18 protein-coding genes are annotated in these 17924 nt (G+C 57.2%); 5 read left to right on the forward strand and 13 right to left on the reverse strand.

Features of this window, described 5'->3' with window-relative positions:
• From AC2FIP_RS15445 to AC2FIP_RS15455, 3 genes are read right to left on the reverse strand one after another with little or no spacing between them, the layout of a single operon-like run.
• The gene (locus tag AC2FIP_RS15445) at window positions 1–1119 is read right to left on the reverse strand and encodes a hypothetical protein (RefSeq protein WP_496787106.1); all 1119 of its coding nucleotides are present in this window, start codon (window positions 1117–1119) and stop codon (window positions 1–3) included.
• Window positions 1112–1474, reverse strand: coding sequence for a hypothetical protein (locus tag AC2FIP_RS15450; RefSeq protein WP_496787107.1), 363 nt, complete (start codon window positions 1472–1474; stop codon window positions 1112–1114). The genes AC2FIP_RS15445 and AC2FIP_RS15450 overlap by 8 nt, the downstream gene beginning before the upstream one ends.
• Before the next feature lie 26 nt (window positions 1475–1500).
• A complete protein-coding gene (locus tag AC2FIP_RS15455; RefSeq protein WP_271950875.1) occupies window positions 1501–2580 on the reverse strand; it encodes a coiled-coil domain-containing protein in 1080 nt (359 codons plus the stop codon).
• A gap of 258 nt (window positions 2581–2838) precedes the next feature.
• Here AC2FIP_RS15455 and AC2FIP_RS15460 point away from each other — a divergent pair, with 258 nt between their 5' ends.
• The gene (locus tag AC2FIP_RS15460) at window positions 2839–4314 is read left to right on the forward strand and encodes an NAD-dependent succinate-semialdehyde dehydrogenase (protein WP_496692696.1); all 1476 of its coding nucleotides are present in this window, start codon (window positions 2839–2841) and stop codon (window positions 4312–4314) included.
• 122 nt (window positions 4315–4436) lie between these two features.
• On the opposite strand, the gene AC2FIP_RS15465 is transcribed toward AC2FIP_RS15460, so the two are convergent.
• The 6 genes from AC2FIP_RS15465 to AC2FIP_RS15490 form a co-directional block, all read right to left on the reverse strand.
• Window positions 4437–4904, reverse strand: a complete 468-nt coding sequence (locus AC2FIP_RS15465; protein ID WP_142638359.1) for an Hsp20 family protein — start codon at window positions 4902–4904, stop codon at window positions 4437–4439.
• A 122-nt stretch (window positions 4905–5026) separates the two neighbouring features.
• Window positions 5027–5791 carry a trypsin-like serine peptidase gene (locus tag AC2FIP_RS15470; protein WP_496787108.1) on the reverse strand — a complete coding sequence of 255 codons (765 nt, stop codon included), beginning with the start codon at window positions 5789–5791 and terminating at the stop codon, window positions 5027–5029.
• A 47-nt stretch (window positions 5792–5838) separates the two neighbouring features.
• Window positions 5839–6630 (reverse strand): trypsin-like serine peptidase, encoded by a 792-nt coding sequence (locus AC2FIP_RS15475; protein ID WP_281973552.1) that lies wholly within the window; start codon window positions 6628–6630, stop codon window positions 5839–5841.
• A gap of 116 nt (window positions 6631–6746) precedes the next feature.
• Entirely contained in the window at window positions 6747–8069 is a 1323-nt protein-coding gene (gene glcF, locus AC2FIP_RS15480; RefSeq protein WP_496703052.1) for a glycolate oxidase subunit GlcF, read from the reverse strand.
• Between the two features lie 4 nt (window positions 8070–8073).
• Complete coding sequence (locus tag AC2FIP_RS15485; protein ID WP_496703051.1) at window positions 8074–9174, reverse strand: FAD-binding protein; 1101 nt, start codon at window positions 9172–9174, stop codon at window positions 8074–8076.
• A gap of 14 nt (window positions 9175–9188) precedes the next feature.
• Complete coding sequence (locus AC2FIP_RS15490) at window positions 9189–10643, reverse strand: FAD-linked oxidase C-terminal domain-containing protein (protein ID WP_496787109.1); 1455 nt, start codon at window positions 10641–10643, stop codon at window positions 9189–9191.
• An 82-nt stretch (window positions 10644–10725) separates the two neighbouring features.
• On the opposite strand from AC2FIP_RS15490, the gene AC2FIP_RS15495 reads away from it, so the two are divergent.
• Window positions 10726–11436, forward strand: coding sequence for a DUF599 domain-containing protein (locus AC2FIP_RS15495; RefSeq protein WP_496692691.1), 711 nt, complete (start codon window positions 10726–10728; stop codon window positions 11434–11436).
• A 233-nt stretch (window positions 11437–11669) separates the two neighbouring features.
• Here the strand turns inward: AC2FIP_RS15495 and AC2FIP_RS15500 are convergent, their stop codons facing one another.
• Window positions 11670–13205, reverse strand: coding sequence for a winged helix-turn-helix domain-containing protein (locus tag AC2FIP_RS15500; RefSeq protein ID WP_496703047.1), 1536 nt, complete (start codon window positions 13203–13205; stop codon window positions 11670–11672).
• Window positions 13206–13336: 131 nt separating this feature from the next.
• Between AC2FIP_RS15500 and cysK the strand changes: the two genes are divergently transcribed.
• From cysK to AC2FIP_RS15515, 3 genes are all read left to right on the forward strand, one after another.
• Window positions 13337–14383 (forward strand): cysteine synthase A, encoded by a 1047-nt coding sequence (gene cysK, locus AC2FIP_RS15505; protein ID WP_496787110.1) that lies wholly within the window; start codon window positions 13337–13339, stop codon window positions 14381–14383.
• Window positions 14383–15861 carry a pyridoxal phosphate-dependent decarboxylase family protein gene (locus AC2FIP_RS15510; protein WP_496787112.1) on the forward strand — a complete coding sequence of 493 codons (1479 nt, stop codon included), beginning with the start codon at window positions 14383–14385 and terminating at the stop codon, window positions 15859–15861. The genes cysK and AC2FIP_RS15510 overlap by 1 nt, the downstream gene beginning before the upstream one ends.
• A gap of 237 nt (window positions 15862–16098) precedes the next feature.
• Window positions 16099–16446 (forward strand): hypothetical protein, encoded by a 348-nt coding sequence (locus tag AC2FIP_RS15515; protein WP_142638371.1) that lies wholly within the window; start codon window positions 16099–16101, stop codon window positions 16444–16446.
• A gap of 2 nt (window positions 16447–16448) precedes the next feature.
• On the opposite strand, the gene AC2FIP_RS15520 is transcribed toward AC2FIP_RS15515, so the two are convergent.
• The 3 genes from AC2FIP_RS15520 to rsfS are packed head-to-tail and all read right to left on the reverse strand — an operon-like array spanning window position 16449 to window position 17813.
• The gene (locus tag AC2FIP_RS15520) at window positions 16449–16934 is read right to left on the reverse strand and encodes a flavodoxin family protein (protein ID WP_496787113.1); all 486 of its coding nucleotides are present in this window, start codon (window positions 16932–16934) and stop codon (window positions 16449–16451) included.
• Between the two features lies 1 nt (window position 16935).
• Window positions 16936–17406 (reverse strand): 23S rRNA (pseudouridine(1915)-N(3))-methyltransferase RlmH, encoded by a 471-nt coding sequence (rlmH, locus tag AC2FIP_RS15525; RefSeq protein WP_496703039.1) that lies wholly within the window; start codon window positions 17404–17406, stop codon window positions 16936–16938.
• A 44-nt stretch (window positions 17407–17450) separates the two neighbouring features.
• Entirely contained in the window at window positions 17451–17813 is a 363-nt protein-coding gene (gene rsfS / locus AC2FIP_RS15530; protein WP_496692685.1) for a ribosome silencing factor, read from the reverse strand.
• Between the last annotated feature and the right edge of the window lie 111 nt (window positions 17814–17924).

The following is a 17924-nucleotide window of genomic DNA, read 5'->3' on the forward strand; positions in this document are numbered from 1 at the left end:
TCAATATCTCAACACCTGCCCGGTCTTGCTGACGACGAACTTGCGCACGTCACCAAAGCCCGGCGGGTTGCGCTCGGCCAGTACCTGGAACGGGCGTTGTGGCAGAATGATCGAGCGCTCGGTTTGTGTCGCCCCCGTCTCGGCCCCCTGCCCGCCGAATGGGTCCAGCGCAAAGACCTCGCGGTCTACGGTCCCGAACCAGCCTGAGCGTTCCTGAATCACATCCTCGCTTCGCAGCGCTTCAGTGGTCCAGGCCAAGGCCCAATCCTGACCCGCAGGGGATTTCGCATCCTCCAGCACCTGCCGCAGCGGGCCGGATTGCTCGGTAAAGGCCGAGGAATACATTGGCCCCACATGAATGCGGCGCAGGTGTTTGGGATGCAGGTCGTCGAAATCCTGATCAAAGCCTTTGGCAATGGTCACCAGTTTCAACCCACCCAAGGATTGCGCCATCAGATGCGCCTGCACTTCGGGCCAGCGGCGTTGATCTTTGGGCAGGGCCGTGCGCCCCGAATCCTCCAACTCCATCAGGTAGATGACCGGCAGGTTGATCTGGCTGTCGTACACGGCCCAGTGGATCAGGAACCTGCGCCGCTCGCCCTCATTGCCAATCCAGTGACATTCGGGATCGTTACGGGCCCAGAAAAGCTCACCCTTCAGCAATTCCTCGTAATAGAGCCTTTGGGACAGCGCGAATTGCAGCTTGGTCGGGATTTCCCGGTCGCTGATAATGGTGCGCACCATGTCGGTTTTCAGCTCATCCTCGGACGGCATATTCGCCAGATGCACCTGCGCCTGCTGCGCATCGTTGGCCATAGTCAGCAGCTCGGCCGCCACCGGAAACCCACTGTCGCGCTTGTCCATGGCGAGGCTTCCAAAGAACCGCCCCGTATCGCGCCCGACCAGCAGGTATTTCATGGATAGCGCGCGGAAGGTGAAGAGCAGCCCCGAGAGATAGCGCGACACAATGCGCACCTCTTGTTTGGAAATCGCGCCCTCAGCCTCCATCGTCGCGGCCACGCGCAGGAGGTGAACGGTGATCACCTCAAATTTGCGGAAATAGCGACGCGAGGCGAACGTGTCGGTCAGGCCGACGTGGTCTTGGGTGGGGTTAGTCATTTTCAATCCCAACGACCTGCATATCGGTTCCGTCTTGGTTCAATCGATATACAGATTGATCCAAGAACCCCGTTTTACTTTTTTTCTTCACGTAATCTGGTGCTATCGGATTGGAAGCAGCCAGAAGAGTTACCTGACGCTGCTTCCGTATTTGCCAGCCAAAGAACGCGCCGAAGAGGCCAAAAACAACGGGAAAAGTGACAAGGAACGCAACAAGTTGCGAACCCGGTGCTGTGTATTTTCCGGACTCCCCAGTGATACTGTTACTGTATTCTACTTTCACCGACTCCGAAAAATAAGCTGGTACCGAGAAAGTCAGCGAGGTCAACGCAAAGAATAGCAATCCGAACGCCAAACACGCTCTCATTTTAGGGCTATTCATCACCCACCATACAAATTCTTATCATGCTTCTCGACAATCGACGCAAACCGCCGGGCAAAGCGCTCATCCGCTTTGGCCTTTTTCTCCAGCACGTCGCGGGCAAAGACCATGTGGTCCTCATGCGCCTCGAGCATGTCGGCCATTTTCTGGTTGGTCGCGGTGCCGATCGAGGCCATGGCGGTTTGCGCCTCTTGATCCGTCTGCACGCCGATCTCGTTGATGCGGTGGGCCACATCCTGCTGCTGCGCGGTTTTCAGCGATTTGGTCAGGGCGTCATACAGCACTACACGCTGTTGAGTGTCTGTCTGCAGCTTGTTGATCAGCACCATCTGCGTCGCCGCCTGGTTCTGCAGTGAATCGACCCAGGTCTTGCCCTTTTCGATGTACCGCTCAAGCGTCTGTGACTTGGCCAGCTTGACCTGTTCTTCCTGAACCTTGGCGTTGTATTGCTTGTTCAGCTCGGCCAGCTCGGTCTCCAACTGGGTGCGCGCGGCGGCGTCTTGTTCGACGCTGATCTTGTTCTCCAGCGTGATAATTGTCGGGTCCATGCCCTGAATTTCGGCGCGCAATGCCTCCAGCTCGGCCACGGTGGCCTCACGGTCGTCCAGCGTGCCGGTCAGGTTGTTTTCAACCTTCACGCGCTGTTCTTCCAGCACCGACAGCTGCCCTTCCAGCAGTTTCACGATCACGTCGGATTTGGCGATCAGGTCCTGCAGCTTGTCGTCAATACTGGCTGTGCGCATCCGCTCCTGCCGCATCGATTCAGATTTGCCCTTCGAGAAGATGCCAACAAACGTCTCCCACCCGGATTTTGAGCGCATCTCGTCAAAATCCTTAGAGAATGCGCTGGTGACGTCATCCAGACCCATGATCAGCTCGGCGATATTGGCGTTCATGACTTCGGTATGGGCGTGCACATCTTCCAAAGTGGCGTTTTCGATATCGATATCCGCCTCGGCCGTACCGATCTTGGCCCGCGCAGCCTCAATCCGCGAGGTCAGCCCTTGGATCTGCGACTGGCTTTCGCGCACTTTCGTCTGTGTTTCTTCAATCAACGCTTCGAATTGCTGGTTCGACATCTCTGCTGTCCCCTGTTTTCTTTATTTACCCAATAAGATAGGGAATGTTATGTTTATTTACATCCCCTTGAGCCCTCAAATCACCGAGACTTTTACAATTTCGTATCGAAAAAGATAGGCCACGCAGGCGAGATATCTGCGCTCTGCAACGATGAATTTGATCAAATCTGGATTGATCCTGCCCGCCGAGTGGACATAGACAAATGCGACGCCACCTGTTTGGGTGCGCGCAAACCCTTTTCTGCCGGAGTCCGACCCATGCTGGATACTACGACCGACCTGAAATCCATTCTGAAAAACCCCGATCTGCTGGTGACCAAGGCCTATATCGGCGGCCAGTGGGTCGATGGTGACAATGGGACGTTTTCCGTCACCAACCCAGCGCGTGGCGATGTGATCGCCGAGGTCGCCGATCTGAGCCGTGCACAGGTTGCAGGTGCCATCGCTCAGGCTGAGGCCGCGCAAAAGGAATGGGCCAAGCTGACCGGCAAGGAACGCGCCGTGATCCTGCGCCGCTGGTACGATCTGATGATGGAAAACGCCGAGGATCTGGGCAAGATTCTGACCGCCGAACAGGGCAAGCCGCTGGCCGAAGCCGTGGGTGAGATCGGCTATGGTGCCTCGTTCATCGAGTTTTTCGGCGAAGAGGCCAAGCGCATCTATGGCGAGATTATTCCGGGTCATCAGCGCGACAAACGCATCATGGTGCTGAAACAGCCCATCGGCGTTGCGGCCTCGATCACGCCGTGGAACTTTCCCAACGCGATGATCACCCGTAAGGCCGGGCCAGCGCTGGCCGCCGGGTGTGCCTTTGTCGCCCGGCCTGCCGCCGAGACACCCTTGTCGGCGCTGGTTCTGGGCGCATTGGCCCAGCAGGCAGGCATCCCCGCCGGTGTGTTCAACGTGGTGCCCTCGTCGCGCGCCAGCGAAATCGGCCAGGAATTCTGCGAAAATCCCGGCGTGCGCAAGCTGACTTTTACCGGCTCAACCGAAGTCGGGCGCATCCTGCTGCGGCAGGCGGCGGAACAGGTGATGAAATGCTCGATGGAACTGGGCGGCAATGCGCCGTTCATCGTGTTTGACGATGCCGATCTGGATGCCGCCGTCGAAGGCGCGATGATGTGCAAGTTCCGCAATAACGGCCAAACCTGTGTCTGCGCCAACCGCATCTATGTGCAGGCCGGTGTCTATGACGCGTTTGCTGCCAAGTTGAAGGCCGCGGTCGAGGCTCTGAACGTCGGCGACGGCCTGAACGAAGGCATCACCACTGGACCGTTGATCAATGATGACGCCGTTGCCAAGGTGCAAGAACACATCAAGGACGTAACCGACAAAGGCGGCCAAATCCTGACCGGTGGCCTGCCGCACGATCTGGGCGGCACCTTCTTTGAGCCGACCATTGTCACCGGTGTGACGCAGGACATGCTGGTGGCGCAGGACGAAACCTTTGGCCCGCTGGCACCGCTGTTCAAGTTCGAGGATGAAGACGACGTGATCGCCATGGCCAATGACACGATCTTTGGTCTGGCCTCGTATTTCTATGCCAAAGATCTCAGCCGCGTTTACAAAGTGGCCGAAGCGCTGGAATACGGGATCGTTGGTGTGAACACCGGCATCATCTCAACCGAGTTGGGCCCGTTCGGCGGCGTCAAACAATCCGGCTTGGGCCGCGAAGGCAGCCATCATGGCATGGAAGACTATCTGGAGATGAAATACATCTGCCTGTCGGTCTGATCCGCCCAAACCTTCGCTGAACAGCTGGCCGTAAAGGCAACGCCCCGCGTCTGGAGGAACGCGGGGCGCATGGTGCGGTAATCCAGAGAGGAACGATTACCGCGGCGTGGTGACTGACTGCCTCAGTTTACGGCTTTGGCGTCAACCACATCCTTTTCGATGGCCTTGCTGGACGAAATCTCGATCCGGCGGGCTTTCAGGGCTTCGGGCACCTCGCGCTTGAGATCGATATTCAGCATGCCGTTCTCATGGCTGGCACCAGTAACACGAACGTGGTCGGCAAGGGCAAAACGGCGCTCGAACGCGCGGGTGGCGATACCGCGGTGCAGATAGCTGCGATCTTTGTCTTCCGCAGTTTTCTTACCGGCGACGACCAACGAATTCTCTTTCACTTCGACCGAAAGATCGGCCTCGGAAAAACCGGCAACAGCAACCGAGATACGATAGGTGTCGACATCGGTTTTTTCGATGTTGTAGGGCGGATAGCTGGGTTGAGCCACATCATTGGTCAGAACGCGATCCATCATGTCAGCGATCTGGTCAAAACCTACGGTGGCGCGGTGCAGCGGTGCAAAGTCAAATGTACGCATATGTCGTATCCTCATGTTTGAGCGATGAACGTAATGCCCTCCGATCGGACGGGCGTTCGATTGTCTCAGGCCCCGTTTGCGGCGGCCCGATACATTTGACATGGGAAACGTTCTGGCCGAGTTCAACCCCCTCCGGAGCTGATGAATTTCGCACCGGTATCCGACTTGCCTGATCCCACCTGCAATCGCTTTATTGTCGCCTTTGGCTTAGGGGCATCCCGGCGCAGAGTCGCCTTCAGATCGGCCACAATTTCCTGCAATTCCATACCGAATCCCACTTTCTGCCGACCATCCGTACCAACTGCAGAGACTACTGAAAGTATTTGCCAGCGCGGACCTTTTCGCGCCAACAGGGCCGAACCCGAGGACCCAAAGGTAATGTCGCAGTTGAATGTGATCAGGCCCTGATAGCGCTGCAGGATTTTACAGGACCGTTCCCGCGTAATCGCATTCGATCGGCCCCGACCATACGATGCAAGACTGACCTCATCCCCCGCCACGCGCCCGTTATGCAACGCAAAGGGATCGGCCACGGAATAGGGGATCGGTTGATCCAGCCGCATCAACGCGACATCAACGCGCACGGCATCGGGCGACAGTTGAGCGAAACGTGTGTAATCCGGATGTGCCGCGATCTGCACCACCTTGCGATCTGCCAACGCAGTTCCGTCGCTTAGCCCTGCCCGAAAGGTTACCTGCCCCGGCCCATAGGGTTGACCGGTTCTTTTGTCCAAGGCGCAATGGGCCGCGGTCAGTACCAGATCCTGTGCGATCAACGTACCCGTACAAAACCCCTCGGCGCCGATATCCAGGCGGCCGACGGCCTCCCAGCCATATAGGTCATCGCGGTCGGTGAGTTTGCGTTTTGCACTTTGCGCCTGGGACATCGTTGTCATCATAGCCAGGCATAAAAACAGGCTTGCCCAAAATCGCATCATGGCCGGACGAACCTGGCGCCAATATGACGGCTTGCCGAATCGCCGGTTTCCGAGCCGCTGAATCCGCGCCCGGCGGACAGTTCACTCCGCAGCAAAGGCAGCGAAACCTCGACTGCGGTACCTATGGCCACAGGCTCGCCATTGAATTCCGCCTTGGCCGCCACGACCGAGACGATCCGTGGTCTTTCGCCCTCGAACGCAAATACCGGGGCGCCGGAGGATCCAAACTCGACATCACAGGACAGGACAAGAACCTCGGAAACGCCGGTCACGACCGAGCAGACCTCCTGCAATGATGGCGCCTCGGCGCGGTCCTTCGCATAGGACACAACACCAACTTCCTGTCCGCGAACGGGCCGATCGCCGGTATCAAATGGAATGACCGAGGTACTGCGGATTGGCTGCCATAGCTCGATCAGCGCAATATCGCTACCGATCCGGTTGGTCGGGGTTTCGTCGTCGTAAAAGTAATCGGGGTGAATCACCGCCCTGCGCGCCGCACGATAGGCTGATGCCCGACCCAGACGCCAGGCGGCAAGAAATTCGACCTTAGACAGGTCAATACGTTGGCCTGTGGCCTTATCATAAAGACAATGCGCTGCCGTCAGCACCTGGTTCTGCGCAATCAGCGTCGCGGTGCAGAATGCTTCGCCGTCAATATTCAAGCGCCCGACAGCCATCCAGGCCCGCCCGGCATCGGTGGTGTCCAGACTCTTCAGCCCGCTATCCTGCGCCGTTGCAGCCATCGGTATGAGTGCCAGCGCCAAAGCCTTGATCCAGTTTCTCAAGCGGTTCTCCGGCGTTGCTTTCGGCATATGTTCATAGCTGTCAGGTACGGCGAAAATAGGGCATCGACAGTATGGCACGTTTCCCGTTCTATCTGATGCAGCCCTGCATCAGGTAGCTAACGCAGGATCGGCACGGCCGTTCCCACCTCATGACCCTGCTGCATCGCACGCGGCAACGGTCCGCCAGTGGACCAATCCAACAGCTCGACCGTATGCAAAATAGGTATCTGCGTGGCCGAACCGATCTGCATCATGCAACCAATATTGCCTGCAGCGATAACATCGGGGTTCTTAGCCTCAAGCGTCCGAACCTTGCGTTGCTTTAACTGACCCGAGATTTCGGGCTGCATCAGGTTATAGGTCCCGGCGCTGCCACAGCACAGATGGCTGTCTGAAGGCTCTAACACGGTGAAACCCGCATTCTTCAACAGGTCTTTGGGATGGTTTTTGATCTTTTGCCCATGCTGCAAAGAACAAGCGGCATGATAGGCGACGGTCATGCCCTTGTGCTGGCCTCCGGGCAGGTCCAGCTGCACCAGCAATTCGCTGATATCCATGGCAATCTCCGAAACCCGCGCGGCATCTGCCGCCAAATCCTCGTTTCGGAACATGTGCCCGTAATCCTTGACGGTCGTACCACAACCCGAGGTGTTGATGACGACGGCATCCAGCCCCTGGCCATCGATCTCATTGGTCCAGGCCTGTATATTGGCCGCCGCCGCTTTGTGGCTGTCAGCCACCTTGCCCATGTGATGGGTCAGCGCACCACAGCATCCCGCGCCTTTGGCCACAACGACTTCGCAGCCCAGCCGGGTCAGCAGGCGAATCGTGGCATCGTTGATATCCGTGTTCAGCGCCTTTTGGGCGCAGCCTGTCATCAGTGCCACGCGCTTTTTCGGCGCTCCTTTAGGGGCAAAGCGTTGCGGGTCATCGTTGCGGCTGACCGGAGGGATATGTTTTGGTGCCATCTCCAGCATCGCCCGCAGCCGCGCATCCGGCATCAGAAACCGAAAGGGACGGCCCAGCTTGGCCCCGATCAGGGCCCAGCGAAACCGCGTCGGATAGGGCAGAATCTGCGCCAGAACCCAACGCAGAAGGCGATCGGTCAGTGGGCGTTTGTAGTTTTGCTCGATATACTCGCGCGCGTGATCGACCAGGTGCATATAGTGAACGCCCGACGGACAGGTGGTCATGCAGGCCAAACAGGACAGGCAGCGGTCGATATGTTTGACGGTTTTCTCATCCGGGACACGCTCATTCTCAAGCATGTCCTTGATCAGGTAGATCCGTCCGCGCGGGCTGTCGAGCTCATCCCCCAGCACCTGATAAGTCGGGCAGGTGGCAGTACAAAAGCCGCAATGAACACAGCTGCGCAGGATCTGGTTCGATCGCTGGATCGCCGGATCCTGCAACTGTTTTTCGGTGAAATCTGTCTGCATTACCCTACCCCATCAGCCCTGGGTTAAACAGCCCTCGGGGATCAAATCTCGCCCGAATGCCTTTTATTAGAGCCTGTGTAGCTACACTCTCAGGCTGGAACCGGCCCAGCCGCTCGACCATTTCCGCATCGCCGCGCACAAGGGTTGCATGACCAGAAAAAGTGCCAAGACGCGCGCGCAAATCGGTTCCCGCAGGAAGACGCAGCCAGATCAGACCCCCGCCCCAGTCGTAGAGCACCTGTTCAGCCTCGGCCCGCGCCGCGATCATCGGGGCGTCACCGGGCGTGACAGACAGACGCCACACGTCGCCAGCCTTGCCCCGGAACGCGTGAACATCGCGGATCGCCGTCCACAGTGTTGCCGGTTCATCGACATTTGCGATCTGGCCGAACCCAGACAGTTCGGATGTCAGCCTCTCGGTTCTGTAAGCGACGGAATCGGCAAAACCTTCGACTCTAATTAAGGCCTTTTCGCCTTCCGGGTCATAAGCTGCGCCAGTGACCTCGAACGGAGATCTAAGCGCTGCGGACAGCGTTTTTATCGCTGCTTCTGCATTAGATACGGTCACTGACAGCGTTGCTGTGTGTTCTGGCTTGGGCAGGACTTTCAGCGATACTTCGGTCAGCACGCCCAACGTTCCCCAGGACCCACACATCAGCTTGACCAGATCATAGCCAGTGACATTCTTCATCACCCGCCCGCCATTTTTGATCACCTGCCCGGTGCCATCGACATATCGCACCCCCAGCAAGAAATCGCGACATGCGCCTGCCTGAATGCGGCGCGGCCCCGAGATGTTAGCAGCAACCACACCGCCGATGGTCGGTTCGCCTTGGGTGCCCAACAGGCTGCGATGGTCCATCGGCTCAAAGGCCAGTTGCTGGCCCTCGGCGTCCAATGCGGCCTCAACCTCGGCCAACTGTGTCCCGGCCTGCGCAACCAGCGTCAGGGCACCGGGTTCATACAGTGTGATGCCTGTCAGCCTGCTGGTCTCAATCACTTCGTCAGGCCCCGCGATACCACGGGTGCCGCCGCCGGCGATACGCACGGCGCCTGTCAACCCGGCCACCATCTGGGCCAGTTCAGTTTCTGACGTGGGTTTCATCATATTTCTCTTTGTTAGAGCCTATTTGCAGCCATTTGCGGGTCGCGACGGGATTCGGAGGCATCCAGCGGGAACACTTTGGCGGGGTTCAGCAACCATCCTGGATCGAACACATCCTTAACCGCCATCTGCGCCTCAAGATCGGCAGGGGCATATTGATGATGCATCAGATCGCGCTTTTCAATTCCCACACCGTGCTCACCGGTCAGGCAACCGCCCTCATCCACACAAAGTTTCAGGATTTCCGCCCCGAACGCCTCACATTTTTCGAGGTCGCCGGGTTTGTTGGCATCAAACAGGATCAAAGGGTGCATGTTCCCGTCGCCGGCATGGAATACATTTCCAACCGGCAGGCCGAATTCATCGCTCAGCTCACCAATCCGGCGCAATACGGCGGGCAGCGCCGATACCGGGATGGTCCCATCCAGGCACATATAGTCGTTCATCTGCCCCATGGCGCCAAAGGCCGATTTGCGGCCCAACCAGATCCGGGCGCTTTCATCCGCCGACTGGCTCTCGCGCAGCTCGACCGGATCGTGGCGTTTTGCAATCTCGACAATCTTGGCCAGCTGGCTGTCGATCTCGGCCTCCGAGCCTTCGACCTCGACAATCAACAATGCTTCGCATTCCGGATACCCGGCATGTGCAAAGTTTTCGCAGGCCTGAATGCACAGGCGATCCATGAACTCAATCGCAACAGGCAAGATACCGGACTTGATGATGTCCGAAACGCATTGGCCTGCGATTTCATTGTCATCAAACCCCATCAGGACGGGCCGTGCGCCTTCTGGCTTGCGCAGGATGCGCAGGGTCGCTTCGGTGACGACGCCCAGTTGCCCTTCGGACCCGCAGATCACCCCCAGCAGGTCAAGACCCGGCGCGTCCAGATGAGCGCCACCGATTTCGACTACGCAGCCATCCATCATCACCAGGGTCACACCCAGCAGGTTGTTCGTGGTCACCCCGTATTTCAGGCAATGCGCCCCGCCGGAATTCATCGCGATATTGCCCGCAATCGCACAAGCCAGTTGCGACGACGGATCGGGGGCATAAAAGAAATCCTCTTCCTCGACCGCGCCGGTGACGCTCAGGTTGGTGCGCCCGGTCTGGACCTTGATGAATCGGTTGTCATAATCAACCTCCAGCACGTCGTTCATCCGGGCCACGCCCAGTATGACGCAATCAGCTGTTGGCAGCGCGCCCCCGGCCAGCGACGTACCCGCACCACGCGGTACCACCGGCACGCCTTCGTCATGGCAAATGCGCAAGATATCCGAGACCTGCTGCGTGGTCGAAGGCAAAACCGCCAGCATCGGCGGGCATCTATAGGCGGTCAAAGCATCGCATTCATAGGCGCGTGTCTCGGCCGGGTCATGAATGATCGCTTCGTCCGGCAGAACCCCCGACAGGCGTGCCACCACCGCATCTTTGCGACGCAGGACATCAGGGCTTGGCTTTGGCATTTCCATGGCAGGCTCCTTGGTTTGGTAAAATAATATTACCAATTTGTCAGTATGGCAAGTTCCGACTTCCGGAAGTACTGTCACGGCCATGACCTGGATTGACCGCGCCGCTCTGTTTGCCCCTTTGGATTTTGCCGCCATAACGCTGATGATGGGGGCCTGGCTGTGCCTTGGGTGGATGATCGAAAACCCGTCGCCAAAGAAGCGGTCAGTGGCCTTGATGATGGATGAGTATCGCCGCGACTGGATGCGCGAGATGGTCACACGCCAGCCAAGGATGTTTGACGCGCAGGTCGTGGCCACGATGCGGCAAGGCAGTACCTTCTTTGCCTCGACCACGATGATTGCCATCGGTGGTGGCCTGGCCCTGCTGGGCAATACCGAGCGTCTGGCCGGTGTCGCCAGTGATCTGGCCATCGGCAGCTTTCCAGCCCTGGTGTGGGAGATCAAGATACTCGCCGTCGTCCTGCTGCTGGCCAATGCCTTTCTGAAATATGTCTGGGCGCATCGTCTGTTCGGCTATTGCGCGGTACTGATGGCCGCGGTCCCGAATGAGCCCGAAGATCCCATCGCCTATCCCCGCGCCACGCAATCGGCCGAAATCTGCGTCACCGCAGCCCGCAGCTTTAACCGCGGGCTGCGCTCTACCTATTTCGCACTGGCCTTGCTTGCATGGTTTCTGGGGCCACTCGCGTTGATCGTCGGCACAGTTATCACTGCAGGCCTGCTTTACCGACGCGAATTCGCCTCGCAATCCCGCGCGATCCTACTGGCACAGGCAGACAATACGCCGTCGTGATCTAATGCCATGGCTGTGGCGTTACTGCGCCGCCTTTAGTTCTTCCTTGTTACGAGCTGGTTTTCGTGTGGGTCGAAACGAACTTTTTGATCAACGCACAATGAATTGCCGATTTGAGCCCAAAATGCCGATTGCTGCGCCTCAATCCAATGATTACTTATCGTTGGTAACGGCGCTCATTACTTTTTGGTCGCCCACCAAAACCAATCACGGCGCTGATTTCTGACGTAATCCTAGAATCCTAACGCTGTGAGCGCTGCACGTGTTGTGTTTCTTGCCTCACCCTTAGGAAGGGGGAAGGCCGCGAAAAAATGATCTAGTGACGCGTCCGGGCGACGCTTGCGGGCGCAATCAGCAAATCTACGGCCGTCTTCTATGTTTCCATTCGCCTGATGGGCCATAGCCGCTAACATATCGATGAGGAAATGCGCGCCGGGTGTGCGTGCAGACAGATCCCCCCAATGCGCGGCCTCTTCCCATTGGCAACTGTTGATCCGTGCCCATGCTTTCATGCCGTGCATTCCATAGAGCAACGGGTCTAGCGGGCTGAGGCGCGTCGCCAGATCTGCACGTTGGTCAATGTTATCACTGACGCCGTTCAACGCTTGCACTAGACCGAGCGAGTAGTGACCCTGCGCATAATTTGGATTTAGCGAAACAGCCTGTTGCAAGTAATGCACCGCGGTATCCAAATCTTGCTGAATCCAATAGCTGCGCCCAAGCACAAAATTGGAAAACGGGTCATCGGGGGCCTGTTCCATTGCCCGTTCAGCAGCAGATAAGGCATCCTGAGCGGCAACACCGCGATCGGCGCCGAAACCGGTAAACGCCTTCTGGAAAGAAACGAAAGAAAGCCCGGCATGGGCACGTGCAAAATTGGGCGCACGGGCAAGAGCTTCTTTGAAATATCTGGCAGACAAAGCGTTGTCTTCTTGGGTGAACCGATAAATGTGGTTTAGTCCAAGGTGGAAAAAGCTCCAGGCGTCGAGGGATTCAATATCCTGCCGTCGGGCCTCGGCGGCCTGGTGGCGCGGAACATGGAGTTCGACCGCTGCTACTACAGAATTGGTGACATCTGCCTTGATAGAGAAAATGTCATCAATCAGGCCAGTGTAGCGATCAGCCCAGATCACTTGTCCAGAATCCGCAGCAGCAAGCACCGGCGACACGGTCAGATTTGGTCCGTTAATCTCGACGCTACCCGACAGCACATATCTTACATCTAACTGCTCGCGCACACTTTGCGTGTTTGCAACACTACCGAGTTGGAAACTTGAGGCGCGCGCAATGACCGTCACCCACTTTGTCAGCGACAACGACACAATCAATTCATGTGCAAGGGCCGGAGCGATCACCCTAGCCTGATCTGTTTCTCCAAAGGCCTGAAACGGCAACACGGCAATGGATGGAGCGACCCCTTCATTGATGATCAGCGTCTCTGCGAGGTTTGCGTCGACCTTTTTGGTCACCGGCAATTCGAACCGAAAGCCCTGTCCCCGGATCGTGCGGATGATGCTTTGCGTTTTCCCGTCATCCCCCAAAGCGGCACGGGCAGATCGGATACGGCTTGCAATAGCGGCGTCTGAAATTGGTGCGCCATTCCAGATTTTGGTGACAATTTCGTCCAATGTCGTCACGCGCGAGCCGTTTTGGACCAATAAGCTCAGCAACAGGAAAACTTGCCGTTCAAGGTGAACGCCTTGACCGTCCGAATACCGCAATTCAGCGGCAGCGTGGTCCAGCTCGAAATTGCCAAAACAGAATTTCATGAAAGAAATCTATCAGAAGTCGCGAAATTCTACACCATTTCTACAAGCTGTCTGCAAGCTTGTGCGCGAACCATGGGGCAAAGTCAGTACATTAATGCAGAACATCATCCATTCAAAGAGGGGCTAGGAAAGTGATTTACGCAAATATCAACGAAACAATCGGACAAACGCCGGTCGTCCGGATCAACAATCTGGCACCCGATCACGTAGAGCTTTTTGTCAAAGCCGAGTTTTTCAACCCCGCAGCATCTGTCAAAGACAGGTTAGCGCTTAGCATTATCGAAGAAGCCGAGAAAAGCGGGGCGCTAAAACCAGGCCAAACGGTTGTTGAGGCAACCAGCGGCAACACCGGAATTGGTCTGGCGATGGTGTGTGCTGCAAAGGGCTATCCATTGGTGATCGTAATGGCGGACAGTTTTTCCGTCGAACGGCGGCGCCTCATGCGGGTGTTAGGGGCGAAAGTGGTGCTGACACCGCGGGCCGAAAAGGCGATGGGAATGTACAACAAGGCGGTAGAGCTGGCCGAGGCCAACGGTTGGTTTCTGGCCCGTCAATTTGAAACGGACGCGAATGCAAAAGTTCATGAAATGACAACAGGTCCTGAAATTATCGCAGATTTCAAGGATAAGCGGCTGACGCATTTTGTAACGGGATTTGGCACAGGAGGCACATTGACCGGAGTCGCGCGCGTACTGCGCCGCGAGTCACCCGATACCCGGATTATCCTGACCGAACCTGAAAATGCCGGACTCGTAGGAAGTGGGATTGCGCAGGATCGCAATTCTGATGGCAGCCCTGTCGCCGGTCATTCGGCTTGGCAACCACACCCGTTTCAAGGTTGGTCACCTGACTTTATCCCGGCTGTGTTGCAAGAAGCTTTGGACAATGGATCATTTGACGAACTGATGCCTGTCGCCGGTCCTGGCGCGATCAAAATGGCACAGCAGCTTGCCCAGAAAGAGGGCATTCTGACGGGGGTGTCAGGTGGCGGCACGGTTCTGGCAGCACTGCAAGTTGCTAAGACCGCCCCTGAAGGATCCGTTATTTTGGCGATGTTGCCAGATACGGCTGAACGCTATCTTTCGACGCCTTTGTTTGACGACATCGAGGCCGAGATGACCGACGAGGAACGCGCGATTTCCCTGTCCACACCAAGTGCGCAAATGGCGGGCGAGTAATGGACAGAATGCTGCATCAGGAAGAAACACTCGACCCGGAAGACTGGGAAGCCATGCGTGCCACGGCGTACCGCATGGTGGATGAAGCTGTGTCTCGGCTTTCCAATGTGCGCGAATCTCCTGTTTGGCAAAACATGCCAGACAGCGTGCGCGCGACATACAAAGAAGCGCTACCGAGATCGGGAATGCCACTTGATACAGTCTTTGAAGAGATGAAAACCAACTTGCTGCCCTATCCAATGGGTAACATCCATCCCAGGTTTTGGATGTGGTATATGGGCGCCAGCAATTTCACCGGCGCTCTCGGCGACTTTTTAGCTGCCATTCTGGGGTCAAACCTCGGCGGCGGAAATCACGCCGCAGCTCTTATGGACCAGCAAGTGGTGGACTGGCTCAAGACCATGGTCGGGTTCCCGGCTGGTGCTAGTGGAACCTTGACCAGTGGTGGCTCCGTAGCCAACCTGATAGGCCTCACGGTTGCGCGCAACACAGCGCTCGGCCAGCAAACCATCAGGGAACATGGGGTCGGCGGTGCTAGGCTAGCGTTTTATGCGTCCGATCAGGTTCATGGCTGCCATCTGACTGCAATGGAAGTGCTGGGCCTTGGATCAAATTCCCTGCGGTGCCTGCCATCCCGATCAGACTATACGATGGACGTTACAGCCTTGCGTGCACAGATTGCCGAAGACCGCGCGCATGGCATCCAGCCAGTCGCCATTATCGCAACAGCTGGAACTATCAACACCGGCGCAATTGACGATTTGCCCGCACTCGCAGATGTGTCCCGGCGCGAAGGTCTCTGGCTTCACGTGGACGGTTGCATCGGAGCACTAGCCGCTATTGCTCCTAAAAACGGAGATAAGCTAAACGGATTGGACAAAGCTGACTCTGTTGCGCTGGATCCACATAAATGGCTGCATGCACCGTTTGAGGTTGGCTGTTGCGTGGTCAAAGACAAATCGCAGCATGTCGATACTTTCGCGCTTAGCCAGTCATACTTGGAGAAAGAACCACGCGGCGTGGCCGCTGCCGATTGGCTACATGATTTTGGCATTCAGACATCGCGCGGGTTCCGGGCGCTTAAGGTTTGGATGAGCCTGAAGGAACATGGTGTCGAAAAATTTGGTCGGCTGATCGACCAGAACATCAACCAAGCAGAGTATCTGGCGGATCGCATCCGAATGGCACAGGATATCGAACTTTTGGCCGATCCTATGTTGGACATTGTGTGCTTTCGCATTTGCCTGCCCAATATGACGGAATCCAATCTCGAAGCCCTCAACCGAGAAGTCATGCTGCGACTGCAGGAAGATGGGGTTGCGGCGCTCTCTGACACGAGAGTTGGGTCAACTTATGCGCTGCGCTGCGCCATTTCCAATCACCGAACGCAACTGAGTGATCTTGACATACTTATAGAGCAAATAGAGGAATTGATCCCGACATGCAGATCGACCTTGCCCGATAACGAACCATACTGAAGGTATTGGTTGTGCGAGCAAAATACGTTTGATGTGATGCTCTGATACTATAGTGATTGCAACTGGTTGCATAGAAGTTGCGCACGTGCTGTTGACGATCTGGCAGCACTAGGATGTCGGTTTGCAGCCGTGGACAATTCCCCAGCCCTCCGTTTGGAGTCGGATCTACCCGCGTAAAACGCTATGCAGCCAAAAAGAAAACCTTTGTTGGGCCCGCCAAGAGTTTAGGATCGAAACATGCGATATGTGATTCTCTGCACCTTTCTGGCCAGCCCCACCCTAGCCGATCCGCCAACGATCGAGCAGGTCAACGCCTCGTCCAGCGGTGGCAGTTGGCGTTTCGACGTGACGATCCGGCATCCGGACACCGGATGGGATCACTATGCCGATGGCTGGCGTGTGCTGGATATGGATGGGAATGAGCTGGGGATGCGTGTGTTGCATCACCCGCATGAGACGGAACAGCCCTTTACCCGCTCGCTGGGCGGGGTGGCAATTCCGGATGGTACATCGCAGGTTCAGATACAGGCCCGTTGCAGCGTGGATGGCTGGGCGGACGAAACCATTGTTGTGCCGCTGAACTGACCTCAGAACACGCCCAACGCCAGCCCTGCGGCCATCGCCTGCCCCAAGTCGTGGCATGTCTGCAGCGCCTCTTCGGGGATGCGTTTTTCGGCCAGGATCGCCTCGGGCGTTTGTGCATGGGTGCATATGATCAGCGGCGACTGAACTTCTTTCAGCCGCCATCCGGTTGCAATTCGGGCCGTCTGTCGTGCCGCATTCTGCCCGTCGGACCCGGCACAGATCATCTGGGCAAAGGGGCGACCTTCGATGCGACCAAGAACCGGATAATAACAGCGGTCGTAAAACTCTTTCATCACGCCCGAAATCGCCGCCAGGTTTTCGGGTGCGCAGAAGATATAACCATCTGCGGCCAGCAGATCTTGGGGTTCGGCCCGCTCTGCGGGCTTCAAAACGGTGTCGGCCTCATCGTGCGCACCTTCGGCAGCAGCTTCGGCCATCTGCCGGGCGCCGCCGGTGCGTGAATGGTAAACGATCAATAGCTGCGCCATGTCAGACCCGGTGATAGGGACCGCCCGACAGGATGGTTGCGGCCCGATAAAGTTGCTCGGCCAGCATCACACGGACCAGCATGTGGGGCCAGACCATGGACCCGAAAGAGATGGAGAAATCCGCCTCGGCGCGCAGATCAGGGTCTATTCCGTCGGCACCGCCAATGATCAGCGCCAGATCCTGCCGCCCCGCATCGCGCCAACTGCCCAGCTTTTGGGCAAAATCGGGCGAGGACATCACCCGCCCCCGTTCATCCAGCGTGCAGATTACGGTGCCTTTGGGCAGCGCCTTGCGCAGCAATGTGGCCTCGGCCCCCATCCCTGCGTTTTTCTTGTCTTCGACCTCGATCACCCGCGCAGGCCCAAGGCCCAGCGCGCGGCCGGTCCGATCAAATCGGGTCAGGTAATCATCAAGCAGGGACTTTTCGGGTCCGGCGCGCAATCGCCCGACCGCAACTATGCTGATCCGCATATCTCTCTCGCCGCCGACCCGTTAATGCAGGCCGGGATAGCGCCTCAGTTCGCCGAGGCGCTGCTGCCCGCAGGCTGCCACATCTTTTCCAGCTGATAGAATTCACGCACTTCGGGGCGGAAGATATGAACGACCACGTCGCCCGTATCGATCAGCACCCAATCGCCGGCATCCTTGCCTTCGACCTTCGAGGTGAATCCGAATTCCTGCTTGATGCGATCCGTCAGTTTTTCCGCCATGGCCGAGACCTGACGGGTCGACCGACCCGAGGCAATAACCATGTGATCCGCGACGGACGACTTGCCCTGCAGGTTGATCTGCACGACGTCTTCGGCCTTGTCATCGGAAAGTGAGGAAAGGATACGTTCAAGCAGCTTGTCGCTGATTGACTGAGAGTGGGCCATCATATTGGCCCCATCTTCGGCGGGCAAACCCGCCTGAGTGTGTAGAGACAGGACATAGTCCTCCTTTGCTGCGCGCCATGATATCCCGGCGCCGGGGTACTAATAAGGTAGCAA

This window comes from Ruegeria sp. CDSB114 (assembly GCF_059611025.1).

Excerpts from the sequence above, each read along its gene's own strand:
- AC2FIP_RS15445 (WP_496787106.1), bottom strand. The coding sequence starts at position 1,119 with ATGACTAACCCCACCCAAGACCACGTCGGCCTGACCGACACGTTCGCC.
- AC2FIP_RS15455 (WP_271950875.1), bottom strand. The coding sequence starts at position 2,580 with ATGTCGAACCAGCAATTCGAAGCGTTGATTGAAGAAACACAGACGAAA.
- AC2FIP_RS15460 (WP_496692696.1), top strand. The coding sequence starts at position 2,839 with ATGCTGGATACTACGACCGACCTGAAATCCATTCTGAAAAACCCCGAT.
- AC2FIP_RS15465 (WP_142638359.1), bottom strand. The coding sequence starts at position 4,904 with ATGCGTACATTTGACTTTGCACCGCTGCACCGCGCCACCGTAGGTTTT.
- AC2FIP_RS15470 (WP_496787108.1), bottom strand. The coding sequence starts at position 5,791 with ATGTCCCAGGCGCAAAGTGCAAAACGCAAACTCACCGACCGCGATGAC.
- glcF (WP_496703052.1), bottom strand. The coding sequence starts at position 8,069 with ATGCAGACAGATTTCACCGAAAAACAGTTGCAGGATCCGGCGATCCAG.
- AC2FIP_RS15485 (WP_496703051.1), bottom strand. The coding sequence starts at position 9,174 with ATGAAACCCACGTCAGAAACTGAACTGGCCCAGATGGTGGCCGGGTTG.
- AC2FIP_RS15490 (WP_496787109.1), bottom strand. The coding sequence starts at position 10,643 with ATGGAAATGCCAAAGCCAAGCCCTGATGTCCTGCGTCGCAAAGATGCG.
- AC2FIP_RS15495 (WP_496692691.1), top strand. The coding sequence starts at position 10,726 with ATGACCTGGATTGACCGCGCCGCTCTGTTTGCCCCTTTGGATTTTGCC.
- AC2FIP_RS15500 (WP_496703047.1), bottom strand. The coding sequence starts at position 13,205 with ATGAAATTCTGTTTTGGCAATTTCGAGCTGGACCACGCTGCCGCTGAA.
- AC2FIP_RS15510 (WP_496787112.1), top strand. The coding sequence starts at position 14,383 with ATGGACAGAATGCTGCATCAGGAAGAAACACTCGACCCGGAAGACTGG.
- AC2FIP_RS15515 (WP_142638371.1), top strand. The coding sequence starts at position 16,099 with ATGCGATATGTGATTCTCTGCACCTTTCTGGCCAGCCCCACCCTAGCC.
- AC2FIP_RS15520 (WP_496787113.1), bottom strand. The coding sequence starts at position 16,934 with ATGGCGCAGCTATTGATCGTTTACCATTCACGCACCGGCGGCGCCCGG.
- rlmH (WP_496703039.1), bottom strand. The coding sequence starts at position 17,406 with ATGCGGATCAGCATAGTTGCGGTCGGGCGATTGCGCGCCGGACCCGAA.
- rsfS (WP_496692685.1), bottom strand. The coding sequence starts at position 17,813 with ATGATGGCCCACTCTCAGTCAATCAGCGACAAGCTGCTTGAACGTATC.